Origin of the sequence: Bradyrhizobium sp. CCBAU 11361 (genome assembly GCF_028128935.1) — a bacterium.
GTDB lineage: Bacteria > Pseudomonadota > Alphaproteobacteria > Rhizobiales > Xanthobacteraceae > Bradyrhizobium > Bradyrhizobium niftali.
On the sequence record NZ_LBJZ01000197.1, the window covers coordinates 51,475 to 66,491 of the forward strand.

The 15,017-nt window shown below is 65.8% G+C and carries 13 protein-coding genes and 1 tRNA gene; 4 read left to right on the forward strand and 10 right to left on the reverse strand.

From position 1 onward, the window contains the following. Positions 1–132: 132 nt before the first annotated feature. The 3 genes from XI08_RS38360 to XI08_RS38370 all read left to right on the forward strand — a co-directional run bounded on the left by XI08_RS38360 (position 133) and on the right by XI08_RS38370 (position 5,085). The gene (locus XI08_RS38360; protein ID WP_271578399.1) at positions 133–1,305 is read left to right on the forward strand and encodes an efflux RND transporter periplasmic adaptor subunit; all 1,173 of its coding nucleotides are present in this window, start codon (positions 133–135) and stop codon (positions 1,303–1,305) included. Further along, positions 1,302–4,448, forward strand: coding sequence for a multidrug efflux RND transporter permease subunit (locus XI08_RS38365; protein WP_027543166.1), 3,147 nt, complete (start codon positions 1,302–1,304; stop codon positions 4,446–4,448). Before XI08_RS38360 ends, XI08_RS38365 begins: the two co-directional genes overlap by 4 nt. A gap of 64 nt (positions 4,449–4,512) precedes the next feature. After that, a complete protein-coding gene (locus XI08_RS38370) occupies positions 4,513–5,085 on the forward strand; it encodes an invasion associated locus B family protein (RefSeq protein ID WP_271578400.1) in 573 nt (190 codons plus the stop codon). 13 nt (positions 5,086–5,098) lie between these two features. On the opposite strand, the gene XI08_RS38375 is transcribed toward XI08_RS38370, so the two are convergent. Continuing rightward, complete coding sequence (locus tag XI08_RS38375; protein ID WP_271578401.1) at positions 5,099–7,387, reverse strand: arylsulfatase; 2,289 nt, start codon at positions 7,385–7,387, stop codon at positions 5,099–5,101. Positions 7,388–7,494: 107 nt separating this feature from the next. Here XI08_RS38375 and XI08_RS38380 point away from each other — a divergent pair, with 107 nt between their 5' ends. Further along, on the forward strand, positions 7,495–8,169 hold the full coding sequence (locus tag XI08_RS38380) for a TetR/AcrR family transcriptional regulator (RefSeq protein ID WP_271578402.1): 675 nt from the start codon (positions 7,495–7,497) through the stop codon (positions 8,167–8,169). On the opposite strand, the gene XI08_RS38385 is transcribed toward XI08_RS38380, so the two are convergent. From XI08_RS38385 to XI08_RS38425, 9 genes are all read right to left on the reverse strand, one after another. Continuing rightward, positions 8,151–8,276, reverse strand: a complete 126-nt coding sequence (locus XI08_RS38385; RefSeq protein ID WP_271578403.1) for a hypothetical protein — start codon at positions 8,274–8,276, stop codon at positions 8,151–8,153. The two genes, XI08_RS38380 and XI08_RS38385, sit on opposite strands and share 19 nt — an antisense overlap. A gap of 31 nt (positions 8,277–8,307) precedes the next feature. After that, positions 8,308–8,670: a DUF1428 domain-containing protein gene (locus XI08_RS38390; protein WP_027543170.1), complete on the reverse strand. Its 363-nt coding sequence runs from the start codon at positions 8,668–8,670 to the stop codon at positions 8,308–8,310. A 174-nt stretch (positions 8,671–8,844) separates the two neighbouring features. Continuing rightward, positions 8,845–8,918 (reverse strand) — tRNA-Gln (locus XI08_RS38395). Positions 8,919–9,089: 171 nt separating this feature from the next. Beyond that, positions 9,090–9,224, reverse strand: a complete 135-nt coding sequence (locus XI08_RS38400; RefSeq protein WP_271578404.1) for a hypothetical protein — start codon at positions 9,222–9,224, stop codon at positions 9,090–9,092. A 32-nt stretch (positions 9,225–9,256) separates the two neighbouring features. Continuing rightward, positions 9,257–10,228 carry a Bug family tripartite tricarboxylate transporter substrate binding protein gene (locus XI08_RS38405; RefSeq protein WP_271578405.1) on the reverse strand — a complete coding sequence of 324 codons (972 nt, stop codon included), beginning with the start codon at positions 10,226–10,228 and terminating at the stop codon, positions 9,257–9,259. 57 nt (positions 10,229–10,285) lie between these two features. Continuing rightward, positions 10,286–11,416 carry an iron-containing alcohol dehydrogenase gene (locus XI08_RS38410; protein ID WP_271578406.1) on the reverse strand — a complete coding sequence of 377 codons (1,131 nt, stop codon included), beginning with the start codon at positions 11,414–11,416 and terminating at the stop codon, positions 10,286–10,288. A 13-nt stretch (positions 11,417–11,429) separates the two neighbouring features. Further along, entirely contained in the window at positions 11,430–12,467 is a 1,038-nt protein-coding gene (gene pdxA / locus XI08_RS38415) for a 4-hydroxythreonine-4-phosphate dehydrogenase PdxA (protein WP_271578407.1), read from the reverse strand. Continuing rightward, complete coding sequence (locus tag XI08_RS38420) at positions 12,464–13,570, reverse strand: four-carbon acid sugar kinase family protein (protein WP_271578408.1); 1,107 nt, start codon at positions 13,568–13,570, stop codon at positions 12,464–12,466. Before XI08_RS38420 ends, pdxA begins: the two co-directional genes overlap by 4 nt. After that, complete coding sequence (locus XI08_RS38425; RefSeq protein WP_271578409.1) at positions 13,567–15,012, reverse strand: FAD-binding oxidoreductase; 1,446 nt, start codon at positions 15,010–15,012, stop codon at positions 13,567–13,569. Before XI08_RS38425 ends, XI08_RS38420 begins: the two co-directional genes overlap by 4 nt. Positions 15,013–15,017 lie beyond the last annotated feature (5 nt).

Here is a 15,017-nt window from a genome sequence, read left to right on the forward strand (position 1 = left end):
TCCGATTGTTTAGGATTCTCAACCGATAGTGCTGTTTACACTGGAACTTGGCGTGTATTATACAAGCGCCCTGGAACCCTATGATTGCCCGGTAATTCGTAGCTGAGGGCACAAGAGCCGACACGAGCCGATATGAAAACAACACGGCCGATCCTCTGGATTCTGATCATCGCGGCCGTGGCCTCCGCGGGTTACTATGGTTGGCAGAAATTCGGCTCGCCAGACCCCGGAAAAACCCAGACGGCACAAAAGGGTCCGCCCCGCGCGCCGGCCGTTCCCGTGAGCGTTGCGCCGGTCCAGAAAGTCGACTTCCCGGTCTACCTGACCGGTCTAGGCACGGTTCAGGGTTTCAACACCGTCCAGGTCCGGCCCCGGGTTGATGGCCAGATCGACAAGATCGCCTTCGCCGAAGGCCAGATCGCCAAAGAGGGCGAGCTTCTGGTCTCGATCGATCCCCGCCCCTATCAAGCCGCGCTCGACCAGGCCAAAGCCAAGAAGGCGCAGGACGAGGCGAATCTGGCGAACGCCAATCTCGAGCTCCAGCGCGCCATGAAGCTCGGCGAATTCGCTACCGCTCAGCGGGTCGACACCCAGCGCTCCACCGTCGCCCAGCTCACCGCCCAGATCGCCGCCGACGACGCCGCGATCTCCAATGCCCAGACCCAGCTCGACTACACCCAGATCAAGGCGCCGATCACCGGCGTCGCCGGCCTGCGCCAGGTCGACGTCGGCAACATCGTCAATGCCTCGACGCAGACCGGCATCGTCACGATCTCGCAGGTCGAGCCGATCTCCGTGATCTTCACGGCGCCGGAAGATCAGCTCGCCTATATCAACGAGGGCCAGAAGGCCGGGGCACTCAAGGTGATCGCGTTCACCACCGACGGCAAGAAGACGCTGGCCGAGGGCAAGCTCGCCGTCATCAACAACCAGGTCGACACGACCAGCGGGACTATCCGGCTCAAGGCGGTGTTCGACAACAAGGACCACACTCTGTGGCCGGGACAGTCGGTCTCGACGCGGCTTCTGGTGCGGACGCTGAAGGATGCGACCGTGGTCCCGGATGACGCGGTTCAGCATTCGACCAATGGTCTCTACGCCTATACCGTCAACCGGGACAACAAGGCCGAAGTGCACAAGATCAAGGTCAGCTACGCGATCGACGGACGTTCGGTCGTCGACGAAGGCCTCACGCCCGGGCAGCAGGTGATCACGGGCGGTCAATTCAAGGTACAGCCCGGAAGCCTCGTCTCGACGGCGGTGGCGAGTTCGGACCCGGCCCAGAACAAGGTACGACAGGAATGACCGAGGGCGGGATTTCGGCACCTTTCATCCGTTATCCCATCGGCACCTCGCTGCTGATGGCCGGCATCCTCTTTGTCGGTCTCGTCGCCTACCCCCTGCTTCCGGTCGCGCCGCTGCCGCAGGTCGACTTCCCGACCATCCAGATCACCGCCAACCTGCCGGGCGGCAGCCCCGAGACCATGGCCTCGTCGGTGGCCCAGCCGCTGGAACGCCAATTCGCCCAGATCCCCGGCATCGCCCAGATGACCTCGACGAGCTATCTGGGCACCGCGTCGATCACCATCCAGTTCGACCTCAACCGCAATATCGACGGCGCTGCCAATGACGTGCAGGGCGCCATCAACGCCGCCAGTGGCCAACTGCCGAAAAATCTTCCCTCGCCGCCGACCTACCGCAAGGTCAACCCGGCCGATGCGCCGGTCCTGCTGCTGTCGGCGACCTCGGAGACGCTGCCCCTTACCACCGTCAGCGACGCCGTCGACGCCCAGCTCGCCCAGCAGATCAGCCAGCTCGCCGGCGTCGCGCAGGTGTTCATCGGCGGCCAGCAGAAGCCGTCCATCCGCATTCAGATCGACCCCGCGAAACTCGTCGCCAAGGGCCTGTCGATGGAGGACGTGCGCAGCCAGATCGCGATCACCACGGTCGACAGCCCGAAGGGCAATATCGACGGCGACAAGCGTGCCTACACGATCTACGCCAACGACCAGCTGACCCAATCCAAGGACTGGAACGACGTCATCATCGCCTATCGCAACGGCGGCCCGTTGCGGATCCGCGACATCGGACAGGCGGTCAGCGGCGCTGAAGATGCCAAGCAGGCGGCCTGGGCCAACGGCAAGCGCGGCGTGTTCCTGGTGATATTCAAGCAGCCAGGCGCTAACGTCATCGAGACCGTGGACCGGATCAAGGCGACCTTGCCTCGCCTCGTGGCAGCGATCCCGCCCGCGATCAAGATCGAGCTCATCAGCGACCGCACCACGACCATCCGCGCCGCAGTCGAGGACGTCCAGTTCACACTGCTGCTGACCATCGCCCTCGTGGTCATGGTCATCTTCATCTTCCTGCGCAGCTTCTGGGCGACCGTCATTCCCACCATCACGGTTCCGCTGGCGCTGCTGGGCGCGTGCGCCCTGATGTGGGTCGTCGGCTATTCACTCGACAATCTGTCGCTGATGGCACTCACGATCGCGGTCGGATTCGTCGTCGACGACGCCATCGTGATGCTGGAGAATATCACGCGCTACATCGAGGAAGGCGAATCGCCGATGGCGGCCGCCTTCAAGGGTTCCAAGGAAATCGGCTTCACCATCGTCTCGATCAGCATCTCGCTGGTCGCCGTGCTGATCCCGCTGCTGCTGATGGGCGGCATCATCGGGCGCCTGTTCCGCGAGTTCGCCGTCGTGCTGGCGATGACCATCTTCGTCTCGATGTTCGTGTCGCTGACGCTGACGCCGATGATGGCCTCGCGCTTCCTGCGCGCCCATGGCGAGGTGACCCACGGCAAGTTCTACCAATGGAGCGAGCGCGCCTTTGACGGGATGCTGCGGGGCTATGAATACATCCTCGACCATGCCCTGGCCTGGCGCCGCACCACGCTCACGATCTTCTTCGCCACGCTTGGCCTGTCGATCTACCTGTTCGTCCTGATCCCGAAGGGCTTCTTCCCGCAACAGGACGTCGGCCTGATCACGGCGACCTCCGAAGCCTCGCAGGACATCTCGTTCAAGGAGATGCAGCGTCGCCAGGTCGAGCTCGGCAAGATCGTGATGGAAGACCCCGACGTCGCCACGATCGCGATGAACATCGGCGGCAGCGGTCGCGCCGGCAACAACGGCAACATGTTCATCACGCTGAAACCTCGCGACCAGCGCGAGGCATCGGCCCAGCAGATCATCGCGCGGCTGCGTCCGAAATTCGACAAGGTCGAAGGCGCCCGCCTCTACATGCAGGCGGCCCAGGACGTCCGGCTCGGCGGCCGGCCGACCCGCACGCAGTTCGAGTTCACCCTGCAGGACGCCGATCTCGGCGAGCTCAACGACTGGGCGCCGAAGATCCTCGCCAAGATGGCGACGCTGCCCGAGCTGCGCGACGTCGCGACCGACCAGCAGACGCAGGGCACCACGGTTCAGCTCAAGATCAACCGCGATACCGCCTCGCGCTACGGCATCCAGCCGCAGCTGATCGACGACACGCTGTATGACGCCTTCGGACAGCGGCAGGTCACGCAGTATTTCACCCAGCTCAACACCTACAAGGTGATCCTCGAGATCCTGCCGGAGATGCAAGGCAATCTCGACAGCCTCAACAAGCTCTATCTGAAATCGCCGCTCACCGGCGACCAGGTGCCGCTGTCGACCTTCGCGACCTGGACCACCGATCCGGTCCGTCCGCTCTCGATCAGCCACCAGGGCCAGTTCCCGGCGATCACGATCAGCTTCAACCTCGCCCAGGGCGTCGCGCTCGGCCAGGCCACCGAGGCCGTGCAGAAGGCGATGGCCGATCTCGGCGCGCCGCCGACCCTGAATTCGAGCTTCCAGGGCACCGCGCAGGCGTTCCAGCAGTCGCTCGGCACCGTGCCGCTCCTGATCCTCGCCGCCCTCGTCGTGGTCTATCTGATCCTCGGCATCCTCTACGAGAGCTACATCCACCCGATCACGATCCTGTCCACCCTGCCCTCGGCCGGCGTCGGCGCGCTCCTGATCCTGATGGCGGCCGGCTTCGACTTCAGCCTCATTGCATTGATCGGAATCATTCTCCTGATCGGCATCGTGAAGAAGAACGGCATCATGATGGTCGACTTCGCCATCGCCGCCGAACGCGACGAGCACAAGACGCCGGCGGAATCGATCCGCCAGGCCGCATTGCTGCGCTTCCGCCCGATCATGATGACGACGATGGCGGCGCTGCTCGGCGGCGTGCCGCTGATGCTCGGCCACGGCACCGGCGCCGAAATCCGCCAGCCGCTCGGCTACGCCATGGTCGGCGGGCTGATCGTCAGCCAGGCGCTGACGCTGTTCACCACGCCGGTGGTCTATCTCTATCTCGACGAGCTCAACAACTGGTTCTCGGGCTGGGGCCGTTCGGATGACGGCGAAGGCCACGAGACGTCCGCGCACGGCACCGTCAAGCAGGCCGCCGAGTAAGCTTGCGCCGCGGCTCTCGCGACGCTACAGCGAGGCTTCCGGTTCACGCCAACGCAGTCTCGTCATGCCCATGCAATCCAGACTTGTCGCCCTCGCCGCCGCTCTCCTGTTGTCCACCGGTGCCGCGTATGCCCAGCAGGGCGCCAAGAAGAACGGTGCTCCCTCTACCCCGGCGGCACAGCCCTCGCCCGCGCCGACGCAGCCACAGGCTGACGGCGCTCCGGCGCAGCAAGCCGGCTGGGTCGTGCGCTGCACCAGCGTCAGCCGCGATGCGCCGCTCGAATGCGCGATGGAGCAGAACGCGGTGCTGACCAAGACCGGCCAGACCATCGTCCTGATCAACATCCGCATCGCGCCCGACACCCGCACGCCGGTGGCGCTGCTGCAATTGCCGCTTGGCCTCAACCTTCCGATCGGCGCCAAGCTCCAGGTCGATGAGGGCAAGACCGTCGACCTCCAGATCCAGACCTGCGAGAATCGCGGCTGCTACGCCTCGACGCCGATCGCGGCGGACCTGCTTGCGGCCTTGCGGTCGGGCAAGCAGCTGAAGGTCTCCTTCCAGAACATGGCCAAGGAGACGATCGCGATCCCGATGCCGCTGGGCGATTTCGCGGCGGCCTACGACAAGATCAAGTAACGGGCTTCTTCCGCTACTGCCGCGCCATCTGCGCGTTGCCGACGGCATTGCCGTCGAGCTTCTGGTCGTTGTGCATGGTGACGGTGACGCGCAGCAGCCGGCCCTCGAACTCGAACGGCGCCTCGTAATGCGACACCGGGCTGCCGCGGTCGCGGCCGATGTCGAGGCCGGACCACGAGATCAGCGTGTGGAAGCCGAGCTGGGTCTGGAGCGTGCCCGCCGGCTCGCCATCGATCAGCAGCGTGTATTCGGTGACGCCAGTTCGCGAGCCCTTGGCCGGCGGCTCCTTGCGCAGGAGGCGTTCGACGTGCACACCGAGCCGCCGCGCGCCTGACGGCACCTTGCGATCGGAGCGGACGACCTGGTGACTGCCGCCGATGTTGAGGTCGTGCACGAGATGGCCGTCCTTGACGTAGAGGCTGTAGCCCGAGGTCGCATCGCCGTGCGCGATCAGCACGCCGTTGGCACCCGCCTCATCGATCTCGACATGCGCCTCGATCGTGTAGCTGCGGCTGCGCACGTCGGGCGCGACGTCGGTCGGCACGTGACCCATTCCATGATGGAAGACGAAATGGTGACGCGCACCGTGGAAGCGCGCGGCGTTCTCCGCAAAGCGCGGCCCGAAACGGTCGTCGAGCGGCAGCACGTTGTGCTTCTCCGCCTCCTCCCACCAAGTCGCGATCATGCGGCCGAGACGCTCCGGCTCCTTGGTGGCGAGATCATGGGTCTCGGAGAAATCCTGGTCCAGATGAAACAGCTCCCATCTGTCATTCTCGAACGGCGTGCCGGGCGGATGGTAGGCGACCGCCTTCCACCCCGCCTGCCAGAGGCCGCGATGGCCGAACATCTCGAAATATTGCGGCGAGCTTTTTGAAGGCGCAGACGCGTCCGTGATCGAGCGCGCAAAGCTCTCGCCTTCGAGCGGCATCTGCCGGCAGCCCGCGATCGTGCCGGGCGACTCGATGCCGATCAATTCCAGCAGCGTCGGCGTGAGGTCGCAGGCGTGGACGAACTGGTGCCGCAGCTCGCCCTTGCTTGCGATCTTGTTTGGCCAGTTGATGACGAAGGGATCGCGGATGCCGCCGCCATGGGTGTTCTGCTTGTAGCGCCGCAGCGGCGTGTTCGACGCCATCGCCCAGCCATGCGGGAAATTGCTGTGGGTGTCGGGCCCGCCGATGTCGTCGATGCGGCTCAGCTTTTCGGCGATGGGCTCCGGCTTGAAGTTGAACGGCCCCATCGCGTTGACGAAGCCGAGCGGCCCGCCCTCCTGGCTCGCGCCATTGTCGGACATCACGATGATGACAGTGTTGTCGCGGATGCCGGCCGTATCGAGAAACGCGACGAGCCGGGCAAGATGCCGGTCGGAATGGTCGAGCATGCCGGCAAAGGCTGCTTGCAGGCGCGTGAACACGCGGCGCTCGTCCGCGGAATGATCCTCCCAGGCCTTCACGCCGTCATTGCGCGGCGGCATCCGCGTGTCCTGCGGCACCAGCCCCATCGCCTTCTGGCGCGCCAGGCGCTGCTCCCGTTCGACGTCCCAGCCGTGCGCGAAGGTCGCGTCGTAGCTCCTGATGATATCGGCGGGCGCCTGATGCGGCGCATGGCAGGCGCCGAGCGCAACCCAGGTGAGCCAGGGAATCTCCGGCCGGTCGGCGACGTGATCGCCGACGAAGCGGATCGCCTGGTCGATCAGGTCCTCGGTCAGGTGATAGCCGTCGGCGAAAGTGCCCGGAGGATCAATATGCGTGTTGTCGGACACGAGCTCAGGCGCATACTGATCGGTCTCAGCATCGAGGAAACCGTAGAAGCGATCGAAGCCGCGCCCGAGCGGCCAGCCGTCGAACGGGCCGGTGGCGCCGCTCTCGGTCAGCGGCGTGACGTGCCATTTGCCGACCATGTAGTTGCGATAGCCATGCACACGCAGCATCTCGGCCAGCGTCCCCGCCTCGCGCGCGATCTTGCCGCGATAACCGGGATAGCCGGAATCGAAATTGGCAAGGCAGCCGACGCCGACCGAGTGATGATTGCGTCCTGTCAGCAGCGCGGCGCGCGTCGTCGAGCACATCGCTGTGGTGTGAAAGCCGGAGTAGCGCAGCCCCTCCGCGGCGAGCCGATCGATGGTCAGCGTCTTGATTGTCGAGCCGTAGCAGCCGAAATCGGAGAAGCCGACGTCGTCGAACAGCACGACCAGGATGTTCGGCGCACCCTCGGGCGGCTTCGGCGCCTCCGGCCACCAGGGTTTTGACTCCGCAACCGTCTTGCCGACGGTGCCGCGGAACGGCGTGCCGCTGCCTGCGCTCATCTGACCCTCCCTGCCTGTTGCGTGAATCGGACGGTTGACCCGCGGTCCGACCGCGCTTAAATTATAATCCGAATTATGATTATGATTTTGATCGGATGCAAGCACCGATGCGGCCACGCTCAGAAGAGCCCGGATTTCGCGATTTCGACCTGCCGGGCGTTGCCCCGTCGCGCCAGAAGCGCAGCCGCGAGACGACGCTGGCGCTGCTGCGCGCCGGCGCCGATATGCTGCGGGCGCGGAGCCTTGCCGAACTCTCGATCGAGGCACTCTGCGCCGAGGTCGGCGCCACCGTCGGCGCCTTCTACAGCCGCTTCGAGAGCAAGGAGGCCTATTTCAACGCCCTGATGGCGCTGGCCACGCGCGACGGCGAGCAGCGGCTGGGCGAGATCAGGCGGCCGTCACCCGGCGCCGGCCTCGACAAGCTCTGCCAGGTCATCGTCAGCAGCATCATCGCCTGGATGCGCAACCACGAGGGCGTGCTGCGCGCGGCGCTTCAGCATGACGACACCCGCCCGGACAAATGGACGCCGTTCAAGGCGCTCGCGAAGGCGACCACGATGCGCGCCACCCCTCTCCTGCTGCCCGCCATGGGCAAGGGACGCAAGGCCGCCAAGACCCGCACCATCGCCTTCGGCTTCCAGGTCGTGCTGGGCACGCTGGTGAACGCGATCCTGAACGACCCCGGGCCGCTGCAGCTTCGGTCGAAAGAGATGGAGGCGCGGCTGGCCGGTTGCCTGTTGCTGCTGCTTCAGGCGGAGATGGGTCACTCGACTCCGAGATAGGCCTTCTGCACCTGCGGGTCTTCCGCCAGCGCCGCCGCGGTGCCCGACAGCACGCTTTTGCCGACCTGGAGCACGGACAGCGCACCCGGATTTCGCTTACGCTCCATCCGGGCTACGAGTCTCCGTGCTCTACCTCACTCAACTGATAACGTCGCTCGCGCGCAGCAGAGTCGTGAAGCCACCATAGATCATGCGCTTGCCGTCGAACGGCATGTCGCAGCCCTTGAGCCGCGCATCCGCCATCACCTTTTTGTTGACGGCATCGCGGCTCTCACGGTCGCGGTAGACGATCCAGGAGAACACGACGAGCTCATCCTCCTTCGCCATCACCGCGCGCGGAAACGATGTCAGCTCGCCATAGGGAACGTCGTCGCCGATGCATTCGACATAATCGAGCGCGCCGTGCTCCATCCAGACCGCGCAGGCCATTTTCGCCAGCGCCTTGTAGGCCTCGATCTTGTCCTTCGGCACGGCCAGCACGAAACCATCGACATAGGGCATCACGGATCTCCTTGGGTTGTGTGTCCCAAGGACGATGGAGCGCGCGGCGATCCGACCCCGCAGATGCGCTTTCAGATGAGGCAAACCGTCGCGAGCGGGGTGCGGCCAGCCGGGCTTCGCAAATGGTGCGGCTGCGGGGCGGGTCAATCATGGCTTGGGAAAAAGCGCCTGAATTGGCTGGGGAACCTGGATTCGAACCAAGACAAACAGAGTCAGAGTCTGTTGTGCTACCGTTACACCATTCCCCAACGGAATAGCCGAACAAATTCAATAGCTTACAAATTTGTCCGACTGCGGCCGGAAGCGCGTTTGGCGCAAATCACGGCTCAGGCGTGGCAGCCTTCTACCCGCTCGGCTCCGGGCTGGCAAGCGCGGCGGTGCACGGAGCTGTGAACCCGCAGCGGGGGACCGAAAGGTGCCTATTCCGGCGCGAGCGTCGCGAGCCCGGCTTCGATAATCGTGATCTCCTCGCAGACCCGCGCGATGGCCGGCTTCGGGTCCGCGCCCGTGACGGCCGTCAGTTGCCTGAGAAGATCCTGCCGATGCGCCAGCATCTCGTGAAGCGCATACCTCCGATGGAGCGATACTACTCCAGCTTGATGTTCGCGGCCTCGATCACCTTCTTCCAGCGCGCTGTCTCCGCGGCGATGTAGGCAGCGAACGGCTCCGAATCCACCGCCACCGCAGCCGCGCCGAGCTCGGCCATCTTCTGCACCGTGTCCGGTTGCTGCATGAAGGCGCGGATCTCGGTCGAGAGTTTTTCGACGATCGGCTTCGGCGTGCCCGCAGGGACGAAGAAGCCGTGCCAGGCGACCGCCTCGAAGCCGGGCAGGAATTCGGCGACGGCCGGGACTTCAGGATCGAACACGGCACGCTTGGGCGTTGCGGTCGCAAGCATCGCGAGCTGGCCGGTCTTCACCTGCGGCAGCAGCAGCGGCACGTTGTCGAAGGCAAGATCGATCTGGCCGCTGAGCAGATCGGTCAGCATCTGGCTGGAGCCCTTGTAAGGCACGTGCACCATCCTGGTGCCGGTCATCTGCTGAAACAGTTCGCCCGCAAGATGCTGCGAGGTGCCGACGCCGGCCGATCCGAACGAGACCTTGTCCGGATTCGCCTTCAGATAGGAGATCAGCTCCGGCACGGTGCGCGCCTTGATCTTGTTGGGGTTCACGACGAGAACGTTGGGCACGATGCTGATCTGGGCGATCGGCACCAGATCCTTGTCCGGCTGGTAGCTGAGCTTCGGCCCATAGAGCGAGGGGTTGATCGCGAGCGCCGACGTGCTGGCAAGGCCGAGCGTGATGCCATCAGGCGCCGATTTCGCCAGCCGCGTCACGCCGAGGATCGAGCCGGCGCCGCCGACATTCTCGACCACGAAGGGCTTGCCGAGCTTGACCTGCAAATGGTTGGAGACCATGCGCGCGAAGATGTCGGCGGTGCCGCCGGCGGCGAAGGGAACGATTACCGTCACCTGCTTGGACGGATAGCCGTCCTGCGCCTTCGCCGGCGACGTCGCCAGCAGCATGACCGAGGCAAGAACAAGCCACATCGATCTCATCGAAGTTTCCTCTGTTTTACCGTGTTGTTGATTGGCTGCCGCGCGCGGCAGAGATAGCTAGAACGCGACCTCGTACATGTTCAGGATCGCATCCCGGCCGAGATCGCGCGGGTTGTTGTCGAGCAGGCGGCGAATGGCGTGCGCCTCGTCGGCCATCACGCCGAGATCGTTCCTGGGCACGCCAAGCGCGGACAGCCGCATCTCGATACCGAGATTCCTGCAGAACTCGTAAGTTGCGTCGAACGCGCGTTTCGCGTCGCCCTGCTCCGGCAGTTCGAGCGCCCGGAGCACCGCGACCGTCTTGGCCTCGACCGCCGGAATGTTGAAGGCCAGCGTGTGCGGGAAGATCACCGCGCAGGCGAGCCCGTGCGCGATATGATGGCGCGTGCCAAGCGGATAGGCCACCGCGTGGCCGGCGGTGGTGTTCACCGGCCCAAGGCAATAGCCGCCATAGAGCGAAGCCAGGGCAAGACCGGCGCGCGCCTCGCGGTCGCCGCCGTCGGCCACCGCGCGCTTGAGATAGCGCCCGACCAGCCGCGCACCCTCGAGCGCATAGAGGTCGATCATTGGATGCGCCTTGCGGCTGGTATAAGCCTCGACGCAATGCGCGAGCGCGTCGACGCCGGTGGCCGCAGTGACCTCCTTCGGCACGGTCATGGTCAAGTCCGGATCGACGATGGCGATATCGGCAAGCATGAAGCGGCTCTGCACCGCCTGCTTGTTCTGGCTGACGGGATCGGTGACGAGCGCGCGGGTGCCGGCCTCGCTGCCGGTGCCCGACGTGGTCGGTATCTGCATCAGCGCCACGCTGCGGCCGGCCACCTTCTCCGGCCCGACGATGTCGGCAAAGGCCACGTCGCTCGTGCAGAGCACCGCGACCAGCTTGGCGAGATCCATCGCGCTGCCGCCGCCGAAGCCGACGACAAGATCGGGCTTGGCCTCGCGCGCCATCGCCACGGCCTTCTCCAGATTGGGCAGGTCCGGCTCGGGCTTGACGTCGCCGAACACCTTCACCACACCCGGCAGCGCCAGCATGTCGACGCGGCGCGCATTGAAGGGATCCGAGATCACCAGCGGCCGCTTGGCGCCGATCCGCTCGGCAAAGCGTGCCGCAGCCGTGATCGTCCCGTTGCCGAATTCCAGGGTGGTGGGACGTTGGATTTCGATGGGTGTGAAGGCGTTGGTCATAGCGCGGTCGATCTCATGATTTGGATGCGGAAGCGCCAGCGGCCAGCCGTTCGGCATAGTCGATGGCCTCGATCAGGCTGTGCTCGTTGGCGATGCCCTTGCCGGCGATGTCGAAGGCGGTGCCGTGATCGACGGAGGTGCGGATGATCGGCAGGCCCAGCGTGATGTTGACGCCGGAGAGCTCCTGCCAGCGGCCGGTCGCGGGATCGACCTGGAAGCCGAGCAGCTTGACGGGAATATGCCCCTGGTCGTGATACATCGCGACCGCCGCATCGAACTGGCCGGCGCGCAGCTTGACGAAGATGGTGTCGCCGGGCACGGGGCCGACGACGTCGAGACCATCGGCGACCGCTTTGGCGATCGTCGGCGCGGACACATCGATATCCTGCCGGCCGAACAGGCCGCCCTCGCCCGCATGCGGGTTGAGCGCCGCGATCGCGATCTTCGGTTTGGCAATGCCGAGCCGGCGCAGCGCATCGTTGGTGAGGTCGATCACCAGGCGCAACCGCTCCGGCGTCAGACGCTTCGGCACGTCCTCCAGCGCGACATGAGTCGAAACATGGCTGACGCGCATGTTGCCATGGGCGAGCAGCATCACCGAGCCGCGCACACCGGTCAGATGGGCCAGCATCTCGGTATGGCCGGGGAAATGATAGCCGGCCTTGTTGAGCGCTTCCTTGTTGAGCGGAGCCGTGACGATGGCCGCGGTGCGGCCCGCCTGCGTCAAACGCACGCCCTGCTCGATCGCCTTGTAGGCGAAGCGGCCGCCATCGGCGCTGAGCACGCCGGGCTTGATCGGATCGCCTTCGGCGTCGGCTTGCAGGTAGCAGAGGTTGGGCCATTCGGGATCGTCGGCCGACACCTGCGGGATCGCAACGTCGGTGCCGAGCGCGGCCTTTGCGCCGTCCAGTGCCGCGCCGCTGCCGATGACCAGCAGGCGCAGATCGCCCGTCGCGATCCGGTCCTTCAGCCCGACACAGGCCTTGACGATGATCTCCGGCCCGATTCCGGCCGGATCGCCCATGGTGATGGCAAGATGACGAGAGGTCATGTCGGACTCTCCATTCTGAGCAGATGATTGTCCCGGAGCAGATCACGCCAGAGCTCGCGGGTGCCGAACGCTCCGGACTTCGAGACGACGTCAACGCCGGCCCAGCGCCCGCCTTGCAGCACTGAACGCGGCAGTCCCGGCACGATGCGTCCTGTCACCTGGAGGGCATCGGCGCCGAGGGCAATGCATGCGGCCTTCAGGGTCTCGCCGCCGGCGACGATCAACGTACCGGGTTGATCGAGCGCCGCGATCAGCGCCGTCATTTCATGCGCGATCCGCCGCGCCGCCTCGGCGCGCGTCAGGCCTTCGGCGAGAGAGAATTTGACCAATGCGATTTCGTCACCGGCGAGCTTGCGCTGGACACGCGCGGCGCCCTCGCCTTCCGCAAGCGCGACGGTCGCCCCGCCGCATGCGGCGAGCTGCGACGCCGTGGCGGGCTGGTCGGACCCGAACAGCCCCAGCACCGGCAGCTTCAACTCGCTCTGCGCATCGGCACGGTGGCTCCGGGCGAGCGCCCCGGCCAATCCGCCGCTTCCGCACCACAGCACTGGCCCCGGCATGCGCCGTCCCATCTCCACCACACGGTCGAGGTCGATGTCGCTCTCGGCATCGAAGACCTGAACGCCGGCCTGCGCCAGCGTATCAGCCTGCCCCTGCCGCGCCTCAATGCCCTCGAGCTGCAACTGGGCGAGGAGATTGTCGCCGACACGATGCCACTCGCCTTGCACCGTGCGCGCGAATTGCTGGCCATCGACGGTACGGCGCCCCTGATAATCGAAGGCAGGCGCGACCACGCAAGATGCCCAATGGCCGCTGCCCAGGCAGGCGCCGAGCTCTGCCGCCCACGCCCCACGCAGGAGGCTATCGACCTTCTTGTAGCCGATCGTCGCCCCGCGCAGCTGCGGCGCCAGCCGCCCGACGATCTCGACGCTCTCCGCCTTGGAGCGCTCGCGCGTGCCGCTGTCGATCGCGAGGCTCCGGGAGCCTTGCGCCGCGGGCGCTGCCGGCCAGGTGACGTCGAACGGTCCGCACAGGCCGACGAACTCCGCCGCGGTGTCGAGCGCACCGGTGAGGTCGTCGGCAAGCAGGCGAACGCTCGTCATCGCCGCACGCCTCCCGCGGCAAAAATCTTGCCCGGATTCATCAAGCCATCCGGGTCGAGCAATTGCTTGATGTCGCGCATCAGCTCGATGTCGAGGGGATCGGCAACGCGGGCGAGCCGGCCGCGATTGGTGATCCCGATGCCGTGCTCGGCGCTGATGGCCCCGCCTTGCGCCGCGGTCTCGTCGTCGACGATCTCGTTGATCTCGGCCACCAGCTTGGCCGTGGCATCCGGGTCCTGGCAATGCACGCGATCCATCAAGGCCACGACATGGATGTTGCCGTCGCCGATATGTCCGTGCATGACCACATTCGCATGCGGCACGGCGGCCTTGATCCGGGCCTCGACATTGTTGACGAAGGCCGCCTGGCGCTCCAGCGGCACGACGCTGTCATGGGACACCACGTAACCGCTGCGCTTGTTGCCTTCGGACACGCTGTGCCGGACCGCCCAGATCGCCTTCGCCTGCGCCAGGCTGGAGGCCAATATGGCGTCTTCAGCGAGCCCCGCCTCCATCGCCTCCGCAAGCACCGCGGCCAGCGGCTCGTTCAGGTCCACGCCCGCGAGCGTGTCGGTCAGCTCGACGATCAGATACCACGGCGTCGTCAGCTCGAAGGGGATCGTGACATGCGGCACGGTCTTCGCGATCGCCTCGATCTGCGACCGCGACATGATCTCGAGGCTGCCGAGCCGGTCGCCGACAGCACCGCGCAGGCGCTGCATGATCTCGAGCGCCTGCTCGACACCCTGCAACTTCAATAGCGCCAACGCCGAGCTACGCGGCGGCGCGAACAGTTTCAGCACCGCCGCGGTGACGATGCCGAGCGTTCCCTCGGCGCCGATGAAGAGCTGCTTGAGCGCGTAACCCGTGTTGTCCTTGCGAAGCGCGCGCAGGCCGTTGAGGACGCGCCCGTCGGGCAGCACGACCTCCAGCCCGAGTACGAGATCGCGCGTCGGCCCGTAGCGCAGCACGGCGGTGCCGCCGGCATTGGTCGAGATGTTGCCGCCGATCTGGCAGGAGCCCTCGGCACCGAGGCTCAAGGGAAAATAGCGATCGACGTCTCGGGCCGCGTTCTGCACGTCGGCGAGGATGCAGCCGGCCTCCACGGTGATCGTGTTGGCGAGCGGGCTGACGTCGCGCACGGCCCGCATGCGGTCGAGCCGGATCACGACATTGCCCGCGCGATCGTCCGGCGTCGCCGCGCCGCACATCCCGGTGTTGCCGCCCTGCGGCACGATGGCGAGCCGCCTTGCCGCGCAGAATTTGACGACGGAGGCGACCTCGGCTGTCGAGCCGGGCTTCACCACCGCGACGGCGCGGCCGTGATAGCGCCCGCGCCAGTCCACCACATAGGGCTCCAGGTCGGGCCCGGACGCGATGACGTGCTTGTCGCCGACGATATCAGCGAGCCCGGCCAACGCATCCTGGAAAGAATCGGACATCGGAT